16 protein-coding genes are annotated in these 17,258 nt (G+C 69.7%); 10 read left to right on the top strand and 6 right to left on the bottom strand.

Annotated elements, in window-relative coordinates; translation table 11 throughout:
* Positions 1–15 precede the first annotated feature (15 nt).
* Entirely contained in the window at positions 16–1,497 is a 1,482-nt protein-coding gene (locus ACE3QW_RS06000; RefSeq protein WP_029556768.1) for a replicative DNA helicase, read from the bottom strand.
* A gap of 430 nt (positions 1,498–1,927) precedes the next feature.
* Here ACE3QW_RS06000 and ACE3QW_RS05995 point away from each other — a divergent pair, with 430 nt between their 5' ends.
* Together ACE3QW_RS05995 and ACE3QW_RS05990 are read left to right on the top strand one after the other, a co-directional pair.
* Positions 1,928–2,317 (top strand): hypothetical protein, encoded by a 390-nt coding sequence (locus ACE3QW_RS05995; RefSeq protein WP_156026295.1) that lies wholly within the window; start codon positions 1,928–1,930, stop codon positions 2,315–2,317.
* A gap of 30 nt (positions 2,318–2,347) precedes the next feature.
* Complete coding sequence (locus ACE3QW_RS05990) at positions 2,348–3,166, top strand: hypothetical protein (protein WP_029556770.1); 819 nt, start codon at positions 2,348–2,350, stop codon at positions 3,164–3,166.
* A 40-nt stretch (positions 3,167–3,206) separates the two neighbouring features.
* Here the strand turns inward: ACE3QW_RS05990 and ACE3QW_RS05985 are convergent, their stop codons facing one another.
* Positions 3,207–4,133 (bottom strand): diacylglycerol kinase family protein, encoded by a 927-nt coding sequence (locus tag ACE3QW_RS05985; protein WP_374250820.1) that lies wholly within the window; start codon positions 4,131–4,133, stop codon positions 3,207–3,209.
* A 106-nt stretch (positions 4,134–4,239) separates the two neighbouring features.
* On the opposite strand from ACE3QW_RS05985, the gene ACE3QW_RS05980 reads away from it, so the two are divergent.
* The 5 genes from ACE3QW_RS05980 (at position 4,240) to ACE3QW_RS05960 (ending at position 8,194) form a co-directional block, all read left to right on the top strand.
* Positions 4,240–4,641 carry a hypothetical protein gene (locus tag ACE3QW_RS05980; RefSeq protein WP_024277156.1) on the top strand — a complete coding sequence of 134 codons (402 nt, stop codon included), beginning with the start codon at positions 4,240–4,242 and terminating at the stop codon, positions 4,639–4,641.
* 178 nt (positions 4,642–4,819) lie between these two features.
* A complete protein-coding gene (locus tag ACE3QW_RS05975; RefSeq protein ID WP_374250819.1) occupies positions 4,820–6,166 on the top strand; it encodes a GGDEF domain-containing protein in 1,347 nt (448 codons plus the stop codon).
* A gap of 269 nt (positions 6,167–6,435) precedes the next feature.
* Positions 6,436–6,945, top strand: a complete 510-nt coding sequence (locus ACE3QW_RS05970) for a hypothetical protein (RefSeq protein WP_374250818.1) — start codon at positions 6,436–6,438, stop codon at positions 6,943–6,945.
* Entirely contained in the window at positions 6,930–7,538 is a 609-nt protein-coding gene (locus tag ACE3QW_RS05965; RefSeq protein ID WP_374250817.1) for a hypothetical protein, read from the top strand. Before ACE3QW_RS05970 ends, ACE3QW_RS05965 begins: the two co-directional genes overlap by 16 nt.
* 122 nt (positions 7,539–7,660) lie before the next feature.
* The gene (locus ACE3QW_RS05960) at positions 7,661–8,194 is read left to right on the top strand and encodes a YcgN family cysteine cluster protein (protein WP_374250816.1); all 534 of its coding nucleotides are present in this window, start codon (positions 7,661–7,663) and stop codon (positions 8,192–8,194) included.
* Positions 8,195–8,245: 51 nt separating this feature from the next.
* On the opposite strand, the gene ACE3QW_RS05955 is transcribed toward ACE3QW_RS05960, so the two are convergent.
* A complete protein-coding gene (locus tag ACE3QW_RS05955; protein ID WP_245279447.1) occupies positions 8,246–11,089 on the bottom strand; it encodes an EAL domain-containing protein in 2,844 nt (947 codons plus the stop codon).
* Between the two features lie 439 nt (positions 11,090–11,528).
* On the bottom strand, positions 11,529–12,095 hold the full coding sequence (locus ACE3QW_RS05950) for a hypothetical protein (protein WP_029556778.1): 567 nt from the start codon (positions 12,093–12,095) through the stop codon (positions 11,529–11,531).
* Between the two features lie 274 nt (positions 12,096–12,369).
* Between ACE3QW_RS05950 and ACE3QW_RS05945 the strand changes: the two genes are divergently transcribed.
* Positions 12,370–13,686, top strand: a complete 1,317-nt coding sequence (locus ACE3QW_RS05945) for an NAD(P)/FAD-dependent oxidoreductase (protein WP_374250815.1) — start codon at positions 12,370–12,372, stop codon at positions 13,684–13,686.
* A gap of 39 nt (positions 13,687–13,725) precedes the next feature.
* Here ACE3QW_RS05945 and ACE3QW_RS05940 read toward each other — a convergent pair whose 3' ends face one another.
* Positions 13,726–14,442 carry an MgtC/SapB family protein gene (locus ACE3QW_RS05940; protein ID WP_374250814.1) on the bottom strand — a complete coding sequence of 239 codons (717 nt, stop codon included), beginning with the start codon at positions 14,440–14,442 and terminating at the stop codon, positions 13,726–13,728.
* 154 nt (positions 14,443–14,596) lie between these two features.
* Between ACE3QW_RS05940 and ACE3QW_RS05935 the strand changes: the two genes are divergently transcribed.
* Both ACE3QW_RS05935 and leuC read left to right on the top strand, forming a co-directional pair.
* A complete protein-coding gene (locus ACE3QW_RS05935; protein ID WP_155982206.1) occupies positions 14,597–14,761 on the top strand; it encodes a hypothetical protein in 165 nt (54 codons plus the stop codon).
* Positions 14,762–14,867: 106 nt separating this feature from the next.
* Entirely contained in the window at positions 14,868–16,292 is a 1,425-nt protein-coding gene (gene leuC / locus ACE3QW_RS05930; protein ID WP_229645569.1) for a 3-isopropylmalate dehydratase large subunit, read from the top strand.
* 73 nt (positions 16,293–16,365) lie between these two features.
* Here the strand turns inward: leuC and ACE3QW_RS05925 are convergent, their stop codons facing one another.
* Positions 16,366–17,244 (bottom strand): MBL fold metallo-hydrolase, encoded by an 879-nt coding sequence (locus ACE3QW_RS05925; protein WP_374250873.1) that lies wholly within the window; start codon positions 17,242–17,244, stop codon positions 16,366–16,368.
* Between the last annotated feature and the right edge of the window lie 14 nt (positions 17,245–17,258).

Raw genomic sequence — 17,258 nt, 5'->3', positions numbered from 1 at the left:
CCTGCGGCTCGCCGGTCAGTGGCGATCCGGCAGGTGGTCCTCCCGCGCCAGGTTGGAGAAGCGGGTGAATTGCGGCTCGAAATGCACCTTCACCGTCCCGGTGGGGCCGTGGCGCTGCTTTCCGATGATGATTTCGGCCGTGTTCTCGGCCGCCTTCATCTCGATCTCCCACTTGAACCACTCCTCTGTGCCGGGCTTCGGCTCCTTGCTCTTAAGATAATACTCCTCACGGTAAACGAACATGACGACGTCGGCGTCCTGCTCGATGGAGCCGGATTCACGCAGGTCCGAAAGCTGCGGCCGTTTGTCGTCGCGGGCTTCCACCTGACGCGAGAGCTGGGACAGGGCCATGACCGGCACCTGCAGCTCCTTCGCCAGGGCTTTGAGGCCCGTCGTGATCTCGGTGATCTCCTGCACGCGGTTCTGCGACGACGCCTTGGACGAGCCGGAGAGCAGCTGGAGATAGTCGATGACCATGAAGTCCAGCCCGCGCTGGCGCTTCAGCCGCCGCGCCCGCGCCACCAATTGGGCGATGGAGATGCCGCCGGTGTCGTCGATATAGAGCGGGATGGTCTGCATGGTCTGGGCGGCGGCGGCGAGCTTTGAGAACTCGCTTTCCGAGATGTCGCCGCGGCGGATCTTGTAGGAGGCGATCTCCGCCTGCTCGGCGAGGATACGGGTGGCGAGCTGCTCGGCCGACATTTCCAGCGAGAAGAAGCCGACCACGCCGCCGGACACCGTCTCGGTGGAGCCATCCGGCCGGGTCTCGCCGCGATAGGCGGCGGCGATGTTGAAGGCGATGTTGGTGGCGAGCGAGGTCTTGCCCATGGCCGGTCGGCCGGCGAGGATCACCAAGTCCGAGGGCTGGAGGCCGCCCATCTGGTGGTCGAGGTCGTCGAGGGCGGTGGCGATGCCGGAGAGGTGGCCGTCGCGCTGGAAGGCCTTGGAGGCCATGTCCACCGATTCGCGCAGCGCCTCGCCGAAGCGCTGGAAGCCGCCGTCGTAGCGCCCGGTCTCGGCGATCTCGTAGAGGCGCTTCTCCGCCTCCTCGATCTGGTCCTGCGGGGTGGCGTCCACCGGGGCGTCGTAGGCCTCGTTGACGATCTCCTCGCCGATGCGAATCAGGTCGCGCCGCACCGAGAGGTCGTAGATGGTGCGGCCGTAATCCTCGGAATTGATGACGGTGGTCGCCTCCGCCGCGAGGCGGGCGAGGTATTGCGGTCCGGTGAGGCCGGCCACGTCCAGGTCCGCGGGCAGGAAGGTCTTGATGGTGACCGGCGTCGCCAGCTTGCCGGCGCGGATCAGCGCCGAGGCCAGCTCGAAGACGCGGGCGTGGATGGGCTCGTAGAAATGGCGCGGCTCAAGGAAGTCGGAGACGCGGTAGAAGGCCTCGTTGTTGACGAGGATGGCGCCCAGCAGCGCCTGCTCGGCCTCCACATTGTGCGGGGCCTGGCGATAGGTGGGTTCGAGGTCGCCCTTGTCCGACAGATCGAGCATGAAGCCGGCAATCCCTTGGTTGGGCAATTCTTGGGTTTGGGCAATTTTTTTGCTTTGGGAAGGTGGTGTAGCAAGAGCGAATGCCCCTGCGCCAGCGGCGCGCGGGCCGATTTTTCCCCGGTGGATGATTGTGGGGATAACGGGCAAAGCGCCGCCGGCTAATGGTACCGGACGCCGCCACCCGCGCCTTGCGTCCCGTGTGCGGTGCGGCAGAGTCCCGGAACCGTCCATGACAATAGGGCGACGCAGCTTGAACGGGGCGGAAAGTGAGCCGCGGTGCGGATTTCTCGCGGTTCTCTTTGCCAGCCGCCGCAAGGTGCGCTACAGGCTTCCCCCGGCGGCACTGAGGGGAAAAGTGATGCGTTCTGTCCAGTCCGGAGCGTCGCGGGCGGCCGCGCGTGGGGAGCCCGTGTTGCGCGCGCGGGTGTTGATGGCGGCCGTTCTCGCACCGTTGGTTGTCGCGCCCTCTCTGGCGCTGGCCCAGGGCGATCCGCTGGCGCCGCCGTCCGATCTCGGCGCGGGGCCGCTGCCGGTGCCCGTGGACGGCACCGCCATCTATGGCCAGAACCAGCCGCCGCCGGAAGGCTACATGGCCGTTCCCGTGCCGCCCTCCACCTGCTCCGGCGTCCGTCAGGTGGTGCGCCAGCAGGGCTTCATCCTCGTCCCCACCGGCGGCGGCAACGCCCAGCGCTACGTGCTGGACCAGCGCTATTGCCAGGACGACCAGACCACCTCTCCGGCCTGGATGCCCACCACGGACAATCCCCGCTGCTTCGTCGGCTACACCTGCGGCGAGGCCAACAATGACGGCGGCAACTGAAACCACCCCTTTCTGAGAGCCGCGCCGGCCATGCGTGTCACCCCTGACAGCGTGCTCTTCATCACGATCGACTCCTGCCGTTACGATACCTTCGTTTCGGCCAATGCCCCGGCCATGAAGACGGTCTCCGCCCTCTACAGGGCGCAGGCGCCGGCGCATTTCACCTATGCCTCCCACGCCGCCATGTTCGCGGGCTTCACCCCCGGTGTGGCGGAGCTGGCGACGCCGTTCCTCAATCCGAAGTTCGCGCGGCTCTTCCGGCTCGATCGCGCCGGGGCGGCGGGCCATGCCCGGCCCGGCTTCTCGGTGAGCGGCACCGACATCGTGGACGGTTTCCGCAACGCCCGCTACGCCACCATCGGCGCGGCGGCCATGGGCTGGTTCGATCCGAAGACGCCGGTGTCGAAGAAGCTCACCGGCAGCTTCGAGCAGTTTCTGTTCACCGGCGACAAGGGCATCGCCACCCAGCTCGCCTTCATCGAGAAGCAGGCGGCGCGGGAGACGCGGCGCGACCTGTTCGTGTTCCTCAACGTGGGCGAGACCCATGTGCCCTATTATTTCGAGGGCGCGCCGTGGGACCGCACGGACAATCCCTGCCTGCCGTTCCAGAAGGTGGACCGCTCGGCCGAGTGCCGCGAGCGCCAGCGCCTGTGCTGCGAATATGTGGACCGCAAGCTCGCCCCGCTGCTGGAGCGCTTCGCCGGCGCCACCATCGTGCTGTGCGGCGACCACGGCGATTGCTGGGGCGAGGACGGCCTGTGGGAGCACGGCATCGCCCACCCCATGACGCTCACCGTGCCCCTCCTCATCCGCTACCGCGGCCAGCCGGTGCAGGACCTGCCGGCCTGACGCGTGTCAGGTCACGTCGTCGCGTTCGTGCACCTCGCGCCTATGTCACGTCGTCGCGCTCGTGCACCTCGCGCTCATGCGCCTGCCATTGCAGGGCCGAGGGCGGGACGAGAAGGCTGAGGGCGGCGGGGGCGAGGGCGTAGCGCAGCGGCAGGGTTTCGCGCGTCACCTCGCCGTCGGTCGCCACCCAGGCGCGGCGGCGGCGGGCGTGGATGGTGACGCGCCGGGCGGAAAAGGAATGGATGCCCGGCGCGCCGCGCCAGGCGTCCACCAGCACCTCGGCGCCGGTGCGCAGCCGCGCGAGGGTGCCGCGATCCTCCGCCACCAGCACCTCAAGCTGCCCGCCGTCGAGACGCGAGCGGTGCCAGCCGGAGGCGTCGAAGGCGTTCACCGTGACGAGGGCGGCATAGGCGTCGATGGATTCGCGGGCGCCCGCCACCTCCACCTCCAGCGACATCCGCCCGGAGCGGAACACCGCCCGCCCCAGCGCCATGAACCAGCCGAAGACGCGGCCGCGGTCGCGCAACTGCTCCCGCGCCATGGCCATCTGGCTGAAGAAGCCCACCCCGGACACGCCGTGGAAGGGCCGGCCGTTGAGGGTGCCCAGATCCACCCGCATGGGCTTTGCATCATGCAGCGCCTCCAGCGCGCCCATCAGGTCGCGCGGCAGGCCGATGTCGTAGGCGAGGAGGTTCATGGTGCCGAGCGGCAGCACGCCGAGCGTCATGTCGGTGTTGGCGAGCACGGACGCGGCATAGGAGACGGTGCCGTCACCGGCGCCCACCACCACCGTGTCGTAGCCGTCGCGGGAGGCCGAGGCGATGGCCGCCGCCATGGCGTCGCCCTCCGCCACCACCACTTCCACGTCGAGGTCGGACCGGGTGAGCGCGCCATCCACGATATCGCGCACCTTGTCGGGACCCATGTCGTGGACGGTGCCCGCTTTGGCATTGAGTACGACCCGCATTCGCCGCATCGTGACATCCTCCAGACCGGCACAAGCGTTGACGCGGCCGGGTGGTTCCCTGTCATCCCGCCACATCCGTGTCGCGGGCGCCGATCCGAGGTGCATCATGTCCACCGCCCCGACCGGAGCAAAGGGCTCCTACATCTTCCGGCTGCGCGCGGGAATCCTGGTGCTCGCCGCCTCGGTGCTGCTGTGCTGGGTCGGCGGGCATTTCGTCGCCCGGCAGTTCGGCCTCGGCCTCGGCTGGGCCATCCTGATCGCGCTCGCCATCTGGACGGGCGTCGGCATCCTCATCGCCCGGCTGGATACGCGCATCTATTACGGAACGGCCCTCGCGGTGACGCTGTTCCTCGCCTACCTCGTCTACGATTTCACCCGCTCGGCGCTGGACTGGTCCAATGGCGTCGCCCTCACGCTGGCGGTGCTCGCGACGGTGCTGCTCGCCTTCACCTTCCACGATTTCCGCCGGCTGAAGCACGAGCTGCGCCTGTGGGCCTACCGCCGGTAGGGCAACTTCCTGTTGCGTTGCAGCAGGTTGTGTTGTGCGCATGGCCGGGCTCAGGCTTGACTTTCCCTCGAGGGAACCATCCAAGTAGGCGCAGGGCGGCCGATGCGACCTAGGGTGGCGGGCGGCTGTGCCGCCTCCAGGTCGCGCGTCCGATGTCGGGTGCGTCGGTGGGCGGAGCATGTCGGACGGACGCCTTTATATTTTTGCCGGACCTATCGTCTCGCTGCTGATCGCCATCGTGTTCCTGCTGGTCTGGCTGCACGATCGCGAGCGCCGCTGCGGGCTCTATTTCGCGTCCGCCTTCTGCGCCTATGCGCTGGCCGCGCTGATCCAGATCACCGGCTTTCCCCGCGAGGCGGGCCCGAACGCGGTGGTGTCGGCCATCGTCTACACCTTCGCCGTGCTCACCCTGGTGGAAGGCGTGCTGGTGCGGTTCGGCCGTGCGGGGTCGGGGCGGCTGCTGCTCGTCATGGCCTGCGCCATCGTCGCGCTGGTGTTCTATTTCTTCTATTTCGACCGCGATCTGGTCGCCCGCATCTATGTGCAGAATCTCGGCTACGGCACCATGTTCGTGGTCGCGGCGGTCAAGATGGTCGCCCTGGAGCGGCGGCGGCCCATCGACCGGCTGCTGTTCTGGGCCTTCCTGCTGTTCGGCCTGCACTTCTTCATCCGCACCGGCCTCACCATGCGGATCTCCGGCGACCTCTTCGAGATCGACCGGATGCGGGAGAACGGCGCCGACCCCGCGGACCTCGCCGCCTTGTTCCGCGCGACGCCGTTCTGGCAGGTGCTGAACTTCTCCCTGCTCATCAGCGGCCTCCTGCTCGCCCTCGCCCTGCTCGGGTCCATCGCCGCCGATGCCATCGACGAGATCCGCCGGGAGGGCCGCTCCGACGCCCTGACCGGCCTCGGCACCCGCCGCGACTTCATGGAGCGGGCGCGGGACATTCTCGCCGATCCCGGCGCGCGGCCGGTGACGCTCATCGCGTTCGACATGGACCGCTTCAAGCAGATCAATGAGGATTTCGGCCCCACCTCCGGCGACCGGATGCTCTCCGTGGTCGGCCGCCTGATCCTGCAGGAGACCTCGCCGCGGGATGCGGCGGCGCGCATGGACGGGGAGGAGTTCGTGGTCCTGCTGGCGCGCACCAACCGCGTCGGGGCCTCCCGCGTCGCCGACCGGTTGCGCGCGGAGCTGGACTTCGCGCGTCTCTCCGTGCTGCCGCCCCACGCCACCGTCACCGCCAGCTTCGGCGTGGCCGAGCAGCGGCAGGGCGAGAGCCTCGACAGCCTGTTGAGCCGGGCCGAGGGCCTCGTTGCCGTGGCGAAGGCCGAAGGGCGCGACGGCCTCGCCACCGACGCGCCGGCCCCGGACCAGAAGCTCGAGCCGGAGTATCGCGAGCCGCCGGAGGCCGATGCGCAGGATGGCGCCCAGGAAGACGCCCAGGACGACGCGCAGGATGGCCCGCCCGATGCGCCGGAGGCGCGATCCCTCCCGCGGCCCGGAGGGCGGCGGATGCTGTGAACGGCCGGGCTTGATCTTGATCAAAGTCCCCGGCCTGCGCGCTGCCTAGCTTTCCCCCATAAACATTCGGGGGAAACCATGCCTGCACAGACCGCCATCTGGCTCGCCGTCATCGTCACCGCCTTCGGCGGCTTCGCTCTGGCCCTCGCTTTGGCCGATCGCTACACCGCCGGCAAGCGCTGAAGCCGGGCCGCCCGGCCCTGCTCGCGTTGCAGCCGGGCCTGCGCCTGCACTAGGCTCCCTGCGGCAACTGCCTTGGGGGCCTCGCCATGACCGGATCTTCGAGGGGACCATCTCCCGCGCCGCACCGCCGGAGCGGGGCTGTCGGGCGTGCGTTCCTCGCCGCGCTCGCTCTGGTCATCGGCGCGCCTGCGGCCCACGCCACCGGAACGCTCGATTGCAGCATCGACGATGCGGCGGTGTCCTTCGCCGCGCAGACGGCCTTCTCCCACGGCATGGGCGGCAGCTTCAACAATTTCCGCGCCGAGCTGGAGGTGAAGCCGGCGGGCAAGGGTGCGGCTCCGTTCGGCAAGCTGGAGCTGGACCGCGAGGCGCTGGTCCACCACTGGTTCCACGGCCACGAGGTGCGCCTTCACCTCTATCACGAGCTGCCCGATCCCAAGGCCGGCTCCGCCGAGCTGGTGATCGAGACCAGGAGCCGGGGCAAGGACGCCGAGAGTTTCGCCGGCCGCTATGTCCTCACCCTCACCACGGTGGATGCGGACGGCACCGAAAAGACCCGCACGCTGAAGGGACGCGCCACATGCTCCGCCGGCTGATCGCCGTTCTTCCGTTCGCCATCGCTTTGGTGCCGTCGCTGGCCCCCGCCGCCGGCCCGGAGGCGCTGCCGCCCTTCGCCTGCACCGGCCCGTTCGCGGCCGACACCGACGAGGCGGCGCTGATCCGTACGTTCGGGCGCGCCAACGTGGTGTACCGCAGCGTGCCCGCCGCCGAGGGCGAGATGGTGAAGGCCTCCGTGCTGTTCCCCGACGACCCCGCGCGCCGAGTGGAGATCATCTGGCTCGACGAGAAGAAGCGGCGGCGGCCGGGCGATGTGATCGTCCATAACCCCGGCCCGTGGCGCACGGCCGAAGGCATCGGCATCGGCGCGACGCTGGCCGAGGTGGAGGCGGCGAACGGCAAGCCCTTCACCCTCTCCGGCTTCGGCTGGGACTATGGCGGCTCGGTGCTGGACTGGGACGGCGGCCGGCTCGCCAAAACCACCGGCTGCCGGCTGCAGCTCCGGTTCGAGCCGCCCGCCGCCTATCAGGGCGACGTGGATGGGGACCGCGAATTCCGCTCCGACAACAAGGACATGCGGGCGGCCAAGCCCGTCGTCTACCAGATGCTGCTGAGCTACGGCGGCGAGTGAGCGTCTCACCGGGAGTGAGCGACTTGCCGCCGTCCCTGTGCTAAAGGGGCGGCATGCCTCCCTCCGCCCGACCCCGGCCCGCCGCCGAGATTGCGCCCGCGCCTGCCGCGACCTCTGCGCCTGTGCAGACCCCCGCGCCGTTCTGGCGGACCAAGACCCTCGCCACCATGACGGTGGAGGAATGGGAGAGCCTGTGCGACGGCTGCGGCCGCTGCTGCCTTGTCAAGCTGGAGGACGAGGACTCGGGCGCCGTCGCCTACACGGACGTCGCCTGCCGCCTGTTCGATGCCGGCTCCTGCCGCTGCGCCGACTATCCCAACCGGTCCGAGATCGTGGAAGACTGCGTGCGCCTCACCCCCGAGGCGGTGGAGAGCATCGGCTGGCTGCCGCCCACCTGCGCCTACCGGCTGGTGCGCGAGGGCAAGGACCTGCCGTTCTGGCATCCTTTGGTGTCCGGCACGCGGGACACGGTGGTCAGCGCGGGCATCTCGGTGCACGGACGGGTCGCGGGGCTGGAAAGCGAGTTCGGCCTGTTCGAGCTGGTGGACCACATCGTCAACTGGCCGGCCCGCTGGCCGCGCGGCGCGAAGGGGACCCAGACAGGGGCACGGGCGCCTGTGAAACGTGCCCGAACGCGGGCCAAACCGGGCGCGTAAGGGAACGGGCGCGTCAGAGACGAGGGAATCCGGACGGGCGCCTGAACGGGCCTATTCCGCCGCCGTGCCGGTCTTCTTCTTGCGGGCGTCCACCGGCGCCGGCTCGATGAGGTGGCGGCATTCCTCGGCGGTGAGCGGCTCGCCGAACACCACGCCCTGCCCGTATTCGCAGCCGAAGCGGGTCATCTCGGCGGCTTCCACTTCCTTCTCCAGCCCTTCGGCCATCACGTCCATGCCCAGGTCGTGGGCCAGATCGATCATGGCGCCGACGATCACCGGCCGGGCGGCGCGGGACGGCCCCTTGGCCACCGAGCGCACGAAGCGCGGGTCGATCTTCACGCTGTCGAACGGGAAGCGCTGGAGATAGGCGAGGGAGGAATAGCCGGTGCCGAAATCGTCGAGGCACAGGCCCGCGCCCAGTTCGCGCATGCGGCCCAGCACCACGGCGGCGTATTCCGGGTTTTCCATCACCAGCCCTTCGGTGACTTCCAGCTTGAGCGAGCCGGGCGCCACCGTGTTGCGGGCGAGCACGGATTTCAGGTCCTGGATCAGATCGTGCCGCAAAAGCTGCCGGGACGAGACGTTGACGTGCATGAACAGCGGCGGATCCACGCGCAAGAGGCGCTGCCACTGGCCGAGCTGGCGCGCCGCGCGGTCGAGCACGAACAGGCCGAGGTCGAGGATGAGCCCGGTCTCCTCGGCCAGCAGGATGAATTCCGAGGCGGCAAGCTCGCCGAGGCGCGGGTGGTTCCAGCGCATATAGGCCTCGAAGCCGCCGATGGCCCGGTCGCCGAGGCGCACGATGGGCTGGTAGCGGACCGAGATCTGCTCCTTCTCCAGCGCCTCGCGCAGCTCCTGCTCCAGCACCACGCGGTCGATCTTCTGCTGGCGCATGGCCGGGCGGAACACCTCGATGCGGTCGCCGCCGATGCGCTTGGCGTAATACATGGCCAGCTCGGCGTCCTTCAGCACCTCGTCGCGCTTCACCTGGTCCGGGCCGGACAGGACGAGGCCGATGGAGGCGGTGACGAACACCTCCCGGTCGGCGAAGGCGATGGGCGCGCGCAGCGAGCGGCGCAGCGTGTCGGCAAAGGTGGTGATGCGCTCGGCGTCGCGCTCGGACATGAGGATGATGCCGAACTGGTCGCCGGAGATGCGGGCCAAAGTGTCCTGCGGCTTCAGAAGCCGCGTCATGCGGCGGGCGACGGTGAGCAGGATGGAGTCCGCCACCGCCATGCCCACCTGCACGTTGAGCTGCTTGAAGCGGTCGAGGTCGATGACCATCACCGTCGGCTTCACCTTGTCGTCGAGGCGGGCGGCGACGAGGGCCTGGTGCAGGCGGTCGAGGAAGAGTTCGCGGTTGGGCAGGCCGGTGAGGTTGTCGCGCACCGCGTCGTGCAGCAGGCGCTCGGCGGCGATGCGCTCGCCGGTCACGTCGGTGAGGGTGCCGATGCAGCGCACCACCTCGCCGTCCGCGCCCACCACCGGGCGGGCCTTGAGGTTGAAGGTGAGATAGTGGCCGTCGATGGCGCGCAGGCGGAAGTCCTGGTCAATGCGGCCGCGGCGCTGGTCGATGATGCCGTCAAGCGTGGCGCGGAAGCGGTCGCGGTCGGCGGGGTGCAGCACCTCCAGCCAGCCGGCGGCCTCGGTCTCCAGCGAATGGCGCTTCAGGCCCAGCGCTTCCTCGGCCTCGGGGGAGGTGTAGATGCGGTCGGTGTCCACATCCCAGTCCCACACGATGAGGCCGGAGCCGGCCAGCGCCAGCGCGCGGCGCTCCAGCTCCGAGGCGGAGCCCTGAATGCCGCCGATGCCGGCGAAGGCGTGCTGCATCACCGTGAAGCCGATGAGCATGACGATGAGCACGAGGCCGCCGGAAAGGGCGGGGGCGGCGAGATCGTTGGTGACGTAGCCGGCGACCGTGAGCCCCGCCATCAGCACCCACACCACCAGCAGCGACCAGGTGGGGATGATGAGCACCGCGCGGTCGAAGCCGTGCTGCGACAGCCAGATCACCACGCCGAAGCCGGCCACCGCCACCGCCAGCAGCGAGAGGCGGGCGATGCCCGCCGCCACCGGCGCATCGAGCAGCGCCACCACCACGAGGGCGGCGAGGAAGACCAGCCAGCCGGCGGCCACATGCACGTAGCGCACATGCCAGCGGTTGAGGTTGAGATAGGCGAACAGGAAGACGAGGAGCGTCGCGGTGAGGATCGCTTCGCCCGCCGCCCGCCAGAACTGCTCGGCGATGGGGGAGAGGCCGAACACCTTCGACCAGAAGGCGAAGTCGAGGCCGATATAGCCGAGCACCGCCCAGGCCAGCGCCGCCGCGGCCGGGAACATCACCGAGCCCTTCACCACGAACAGGATGGTGAGGAACAGCGCCAGCAGGCCGGCGATGCCGATGACGATGCCGTGGTAGAGGGTGAAGGCGTTCACCCGGTCCTTGTAGGCGTCGGGCTCCCACAGCTGCAGCTGCGGCAGGCTGGGCGAGCCGAGTTCCACCACGAAGGTGACGGTGGAGCCGGGGTCCAGCGTGATGAGGAACACGTCCGCGTCCGGCGCCGACTGGCGTTCCGGCTTGAAGCCCTGGCTGGGCGTCAAGGAGAGGATGCGGCGGTTGCCGAGGTCGGGCCAGAACAGGCCGGAGCCGGACATGCGGTAGTGCGGCGCGACGATGAGGCGGTCCACCTGCTCGTCGGTATTGTTGGTGAGGGCGAAGGCGATCCACTCGCCATGGCTGCGCCCGTCGGAGGTCGGCACCTCGATGCGGCGCACGACGCCCTCGGCGTCAGGGGCGGTGGAAATCTGATAGCGGCCGTCCTCGGTGGTCTGGCGCTCGACGGCCGGCAGCAGGTCCACCACCTTGGCATCGAGCCTAAGCGCAATCGCCTCCATCGCCTGCGCGCTGCCGGTGAGCGCACAGAGCAGGAGGAGGAGCGCCACGGGCAGAGCGAGGACGCCGGCGAGAAACGACCGCAAATTCAGGTCTCCGCATCCGGCATGGAACCGGACCGATCAGCCTTGGAACATGCCCGAAGCCGGATGCCCCGCGCATGGAGGGCGCGCGGCATTGCGACGGACGCTGGATTCACCTTGGGGCCATCAGGATGGGAAAACGCCACCACGCACCACGGAACATCACGCAAGGTCAACCGCGCCGGCTTGTGTCGAAGAGGCTGCGCCGCGGTCCACACCGTGAATCATCTATCCAAGCGTTGCGGCCGGAGCAAGGCGCACGCGCGCTCTGGCATCGTTCCAGACTGGAAAGAGGGGCCCCGGAACGACGATGCGCGCCCTTGGGGGGCGCGCATCGCGGATCGGGTGATCGGTTCGCTCAGAAGAAGCGGCGGGCGGCGTCGCGATCCTCGGCGAGGGGCGCGGGCTCACGCGAGAGGCGGGCGGCCTCCTCGCGGCGCACATATTCGGAGAACGGGTCGAGGGCGGCTTCCACCGCTTCCTCGGCCTGGGCCGAGACCACTTCCAGCGGCGGCTGCTGCACCGGGCGGGCGACGGGGGCGGCGGCGGCCTCCACCGGAACGGCGCGGTCGGAATCGGTGGTGCGGGACGCCTTGGCGTCGAGCCACGGCAGCGGATAGGGCGAGGCGATGAAGGCCACGCCGTCTTCCTGCTCCCAGGCGATCATGTGGACCGCTTCCTCGGCCGGCATGCCGGGCAGGGAGAACATCTGCGGGATGTCCCGCGCGCTGCCGCTCCAGCCGATGGTGTGGGCCAGCTGGAAGGCTTCGTCGAGGAAGGCGGTCACCGCCGCGAGGCGGTCGGCGCGGAGCGACTGGGCGAAGTCCACATCCAGAAGACGGCGCAGATACGCCTCCACGCTGTCGCCGGCCGCCCACTGGGAGCCGGAGGCGAACTGGTAAACATAGACGCGCGGATTAGCCATCACGCAGCTCCGAATAATCTCTACTGGGCGCTCCTCATATCAAAGGAGCCCAGGAAACACAAAAGTGCGCCCAAAGAGCATGCGCCGTGCCGATTCAATGGCAACTAAGCCGGCGCTTCATTCTCCTTGCGGGAGGGAGGTACGCACTGGCGGCGGGTTCCATTCAATCTGAGGGGACCCCGGACCATCCTGAGGCCGGGATGGTTAATTCTTCGTTGCCGCCCAGCGGACGCAAGGTCATTCCCGCGGCCGGGCGATATTGTACAAAGAGGCCATGCAGATGCCTCCCGCCCCCGGCACCGATCCGAAAAGCCATGGCCTGTGGGCGATGACCGCCCCGCCGCCGCCGGAGACCACCCCGCTCGCGGGTGACGCGCGTGCCGACGCGCGGGTCGATGTGGCCGTGGTGGGTGCCGGCTATACCGGCCTTGCCGCCGCGCTCCGGCTGGCCGGGGCGGGCGCGCGGGTGACGGTGCTGGAGGCCGCCGGCATCGGCTCGGGCGGGGCGGGGCGCAATGTGGGCCTCGTCAATGCCGGGCTCTGGGTGATGCCGGACGACATCGTGGCGACCCTCGGCGCCGAGAAGGGCGAGGGGCTGCTCTCGCTCCTCGGCGGGGCGCCGGCGGAGGTGTTCGCCCTCGTCGCCCGCCACGCCATCCCGTGCGAAGCGACGCCCAACGGCACGCTGCATTGCGCGGTCGGTCGCGCCGGGCGTGCCGAGATCGAGGCCCGCGCCGCCCAGTGGCAGGCGCGCGGTGCGCCGGTGCACCTGCTCGATGCGGACGCGGCCCGCGCGATGATCGGCGGCGGCACCTATCGCGGCGCGCTGCTGGACGACCGCGCCGGCACCATCCAGCCCCTCGCTTACGCCCGCGGCCTTGCCCGCGCGGCGATGGGCGCCGGGGCGGTGATCCATACGGCAAGCCCGGTGCGGGCGGCGGAGGAGGGGGCCGGCGGCTGGGTGCTGCGCACCGATGGGGGCCGGCTGGCGGCCGACTGGATCATCGTCGCGACCGACGCCTACAGCTTCGGGCCGTGGGAGCGCCTCGCCCGCGAGCAGGTGCCGCTGCCCTATTTCAACTTCGCCACTCCGCCGGTGCCGGACGCCCTGCGCCAGCGCATCCTGCCCGGCCGGCAGGGCATCTGGGACACCCAGCAGGTGCTCACCTCCCTGCGCTATGACGCGGCCGGGCGGCTGGTGTTCGGCAGCATCGGCGCGCTCGGCGGGCTGGCGGGCGTGCATGAAGCCTATGCCCGGCGGGCGTTGGCACGGCTGTTCCCGGAGCTGCCGCCGGCGCCGTTCGAGGCCGGCTGGTTCGGCACCATCGGCATGACCGACGACGCCCTGCCGCGCTTCCGGCGCCTCGCGCGCAACGTCGTCTCCATCAGCGGCTACAACGGCCGGGGGATCGGGCCGGGCACGGTGTTCGGCCGCCTGCTGGCCGATCTGGTGCTGGGGCGCATCCGGCTGGAAGAGGTGCCGCTGCCGGAACGCGACGTGACGGTCCCGCGCTGGCGGGCGGCGCAGGCCGCCTTCTATGAGGCCGGTTCCGCCGCCGCGCATCTGGTGGGGGAGCGGGGGCCGGGCTGACGAGCCGGCGGCCCGGCCTGCCGCGAGGCGAAGGTGGCGCTATTCCTCCGTCACGCTTTCCCATGTGGCATGGCGGGCATGGGGCCGCTTCGCCAGGCGGTCGGTGATGGCGTCCAGTTCGGCGGGGACCACCGAGGTGGTCACGAGCTTCGCCACCAGCACCACGGCGCCGTCGGTGCCGGATTCCTCGTCCACGTCGCTGACGAGATATTTCTCGCCCTCCAGCGTGTCGATCAGCACGTCGCGCAGATCGGCGGCGGCGGCGGAATCCACCGTGAGGCGCACCTCGTAGCTGACTTCCGAGCGGCGGGCGTCGAGGGGTGCGCGGTCGATGGCGCGGGCGACGGGGCGCAGCACCGTGTTGCCGGCGATGATGATGAAGGTGATCAGCGCCGCCTCGGCCAGCCGGTCGGCCCCGGCGCAGCTGCCCACGGCGGCAGAGCACCAGAGCGTCGCCGCCGTGTTGAGGCCGCGCACGTTCATGCCTTCCTTCATGATGACGCCGGCGCCGAGGAAGCCGACGCCCGTCACCACGTTGGCGGCGACGCGCATGGCATCGCTCGGTCCGCCGAGGCTGGCGGCGAGATCGACGAAGGCGGCGGAGCCCACGGCCACGAGCACGTTGGTGCGAAGCCCGGCGGTGCGCTGGCGATACTGCCGCTCGGCGCCGATCAGCGTGCCGAACAGGAAGGCGGCGGCAAGGCTCACCACGGTATCGAGGAACTGCACCCCGTGGAAATTGGAAACGAACTGCACCCGAAACTCCTTCCCCCTCGACACCGCCGGCGACTGTATACCGCCTCGCCCAGGATGATGGCGAAGCCAAGGGCAGTGTGCGACCGGCCGTCCTGTTTCACAGCTGCGCGCGCCGGATTGTCGCGTCAGCGTGGAACTGCTAAAAACCCGCCCCATGCGACAGACGCGTGACCATCGCCACAGCCTCGACCGGGCGGCCCATTGCGGGGCCGGCCCGTTCGCGCGCACGACGATGGAGTTCGCGGCGGTGCCCGACCATGTGCGCCTGCCCGGCCGCTTCTTCGGCCGCTTCACCACGGCGGCGTCCTCGGTGCTTTGACGCCCGCCCTTGACGCGCCCGCACGCGGCGCGACGGACAACCGCCCTCCATCGTTACCGGCCCGGCCCCACCGACGCGCGCCGGCCTCTCCTCAGGACACAATGCGATGAACGCCCCGGTCAACGGCCCCAAGACGCTCTACGACAAGATCTTCGACGACCACGTCGTCTCCCGGCAGGATGACGGCACCTGCCTGCTCTACATCGACCGCCACCTGGTGCACGAAGTGACCAGCCCCCAGGCGTTCGAGGGCCTGCGCATGACCGGCCGCAAGGTGCGCGCGCCGCAGAAGACCCTCGCCGTGGTGGACCACAACGTCCCCACCACCGACCGCACTTTGCCGAACCCGGACCCGGAGAGCGTCGCGCAGATCGCCGCGCTCGCCGAGAACACCAAGGAATTCGGCGTCGAATATTATGACGGCTTCGACAAGCGCCAGGGCGTGGTGCACGTGGTCGGCCCCGAGCAGGGCTTCACCTTGCCCGGCACCACCATCGTCTGCGGCGACAGCCACACCTCCACCCACGGCGCGTTCGGGGCGCTGGCCCATGGCATCGGCACGTCCGAGGTGGAGCATGTGCTCGCCACCCAGACGCTGATCCAGAAGAAGGCGAAGAACATGCGCGTCACCGTCTCCGGGCCGCTGCCCGAAGGCGTCGGCGCGAAGGACGTGGTGCTCGCCATCATCGGCACCATCGGCACCGCCGGCGGCACCGGCTACGTCATCGAATATGCCGGCGAAGGCATCACCTCCCTCTCCATGGAAGGGCGGATGACCGTCTGCAACATGTCCATCGAGGGCGGCGCCCGCGCGGGCATGGTGGCGCCGGACGAGAAGGCGTTCGAGTATCTCAAGGGCCGGCCGAAGTCTCCCAAGGGCGCCGACTGGGATGCCGCGCTCCGCTTCTGGCAGACCCTGCGCTCGGACGAGGGCGCCCATTTCGACGCCGAGATCCATCTCGACGGTGCCAACCTGCCGCCCATCGTCTCCTGGGGCACCAGCCCCGAGGACGTGGTGTCCGTCGAGGGCTTCGTGCCCGATCCGGCGCTCATCGAGGACGAGGGCAAGCGCGCCGCCAAGATCCGCGCGCTGGGCTATATGGGCCTCACGGCCGGCACGAAGATCCAGGACATCACCATCGACCGGGCCTTCATCGGCTCCTGCACCAACGGGCGCATCGAGGACCTGCGGCAGGCGGCGGCCATCGCCCGCGGCCACAAGGTGAACCCGAACGTCTCCGCCATGGTCGTGCCGGGCTCCGGCCTCGTGAAGGAGCAGGCCGAGGCCGAGGGTCTGGACAAGATCTTCATCGAGGCGGGCTTCGAGTGGCGCGAGCCGGGCTGCTCCATGTGCCTCGCCATGAATGCCGACCGCCTCGCCCCCGAGGAGCGCTGCGCCTCCACCTCGAACCGCAATTTCGAGGGCCGCCAGGGCTTCAAGGGCCGCACCCACCTCGTCTCCCCCGCCATGGCGGCGGCGGCGGCCATCGCCGGCCATTTCGTGGACGTGCGGAACTGGCCGAAGGCGTGAGCCTCTTTCCTTCCTGAACACGGACGGCCGGGCCGGGAGACTCTCCCCGCCCGGCCGTTTTCGTATCCGGGGCTCACTCCGCCAATTGGTAGGTGAGGGGGAGCCAACGGTAGGCTGTGCCCTGCCGCTCCACATAGCCCACCGACGGGAAGGACGTGTGATAGCCCACCACCGGGATGCGGTCGGTGGCGGCCATGTCGTAGATGCGCTTGCGGGTGGCGGCGCCCTGCGTCTTGTCCATGTCGAACAATGCGTGCCACTCGGGATGCGCCAGCGACGCCACCTCGTGGTGGGCGCAATCGCCCCAGACCAGCAGCCGCTTTCCGCCGCTCTCCAGATGGAAGGCCAGATGGCCGGGCGTGTGCCCGAAGGCCTCCACCGCATGGATGCCGGGCACGATCTCGGCGCCCGGCCGCACCCGCGTGACACGATCGGCGAAGGGGGCGAGGTTGCCGGCGAACACCTGCGCGGTGGCGTGTTCGAGGCTGTCGGGCGCCGCTGAAAGGCGCTCGGGCGCGGCCCAGAAGGCGAATTCGGTCTCGCCGATGACATAGCGGGCCTTGGGAAACATCTCCTTGCCCGCCTCCACCAGCCCGCCGATATGGTCCACATGGGCGTGGGAGAGCACCACCACGTCCACCTGATCCGGCGCATAGCCGGCGGCGGCGACCTGTTGCGCCAGCCATCCCCCGTTCGGCCTCGGGATGAAGCCGTTCGCGCCGTTGCCGGCATCGAACAGCAGGAGCTGGGACCCGGTGTTCACCAGCGTCGGGGTGAAGCCGGGGCGGAAGCGCTTTTCCGGCAGCAGGCTGACCTGCATCAGCGCCGCCACCTCCGCCGCCGGCCGGTCCTCCCCGACGATGGGCCATGGCCCGTCGATCATGGCGGCGGCGTCGAGCACGGTCGTCACCTCGAACGCGCCCAGCCGGAAGCGGAAGGGTGTGACGGGCAGGGCGCCGCGCTGGG

The organism is Xanthobacter sp. (genome assembly GCF_041911315.1).
GTDB classification, from domain to species: Bacteria; Pseudomonadota; Alphaproteobacteria; order Rhizobiales; family Xanthobacteraceae; genus Xanthobacter; species Xanthobacter aminoxidans.
This window is presented reverse-complemented; position numbering and strand designations above follow the sequence as displayed.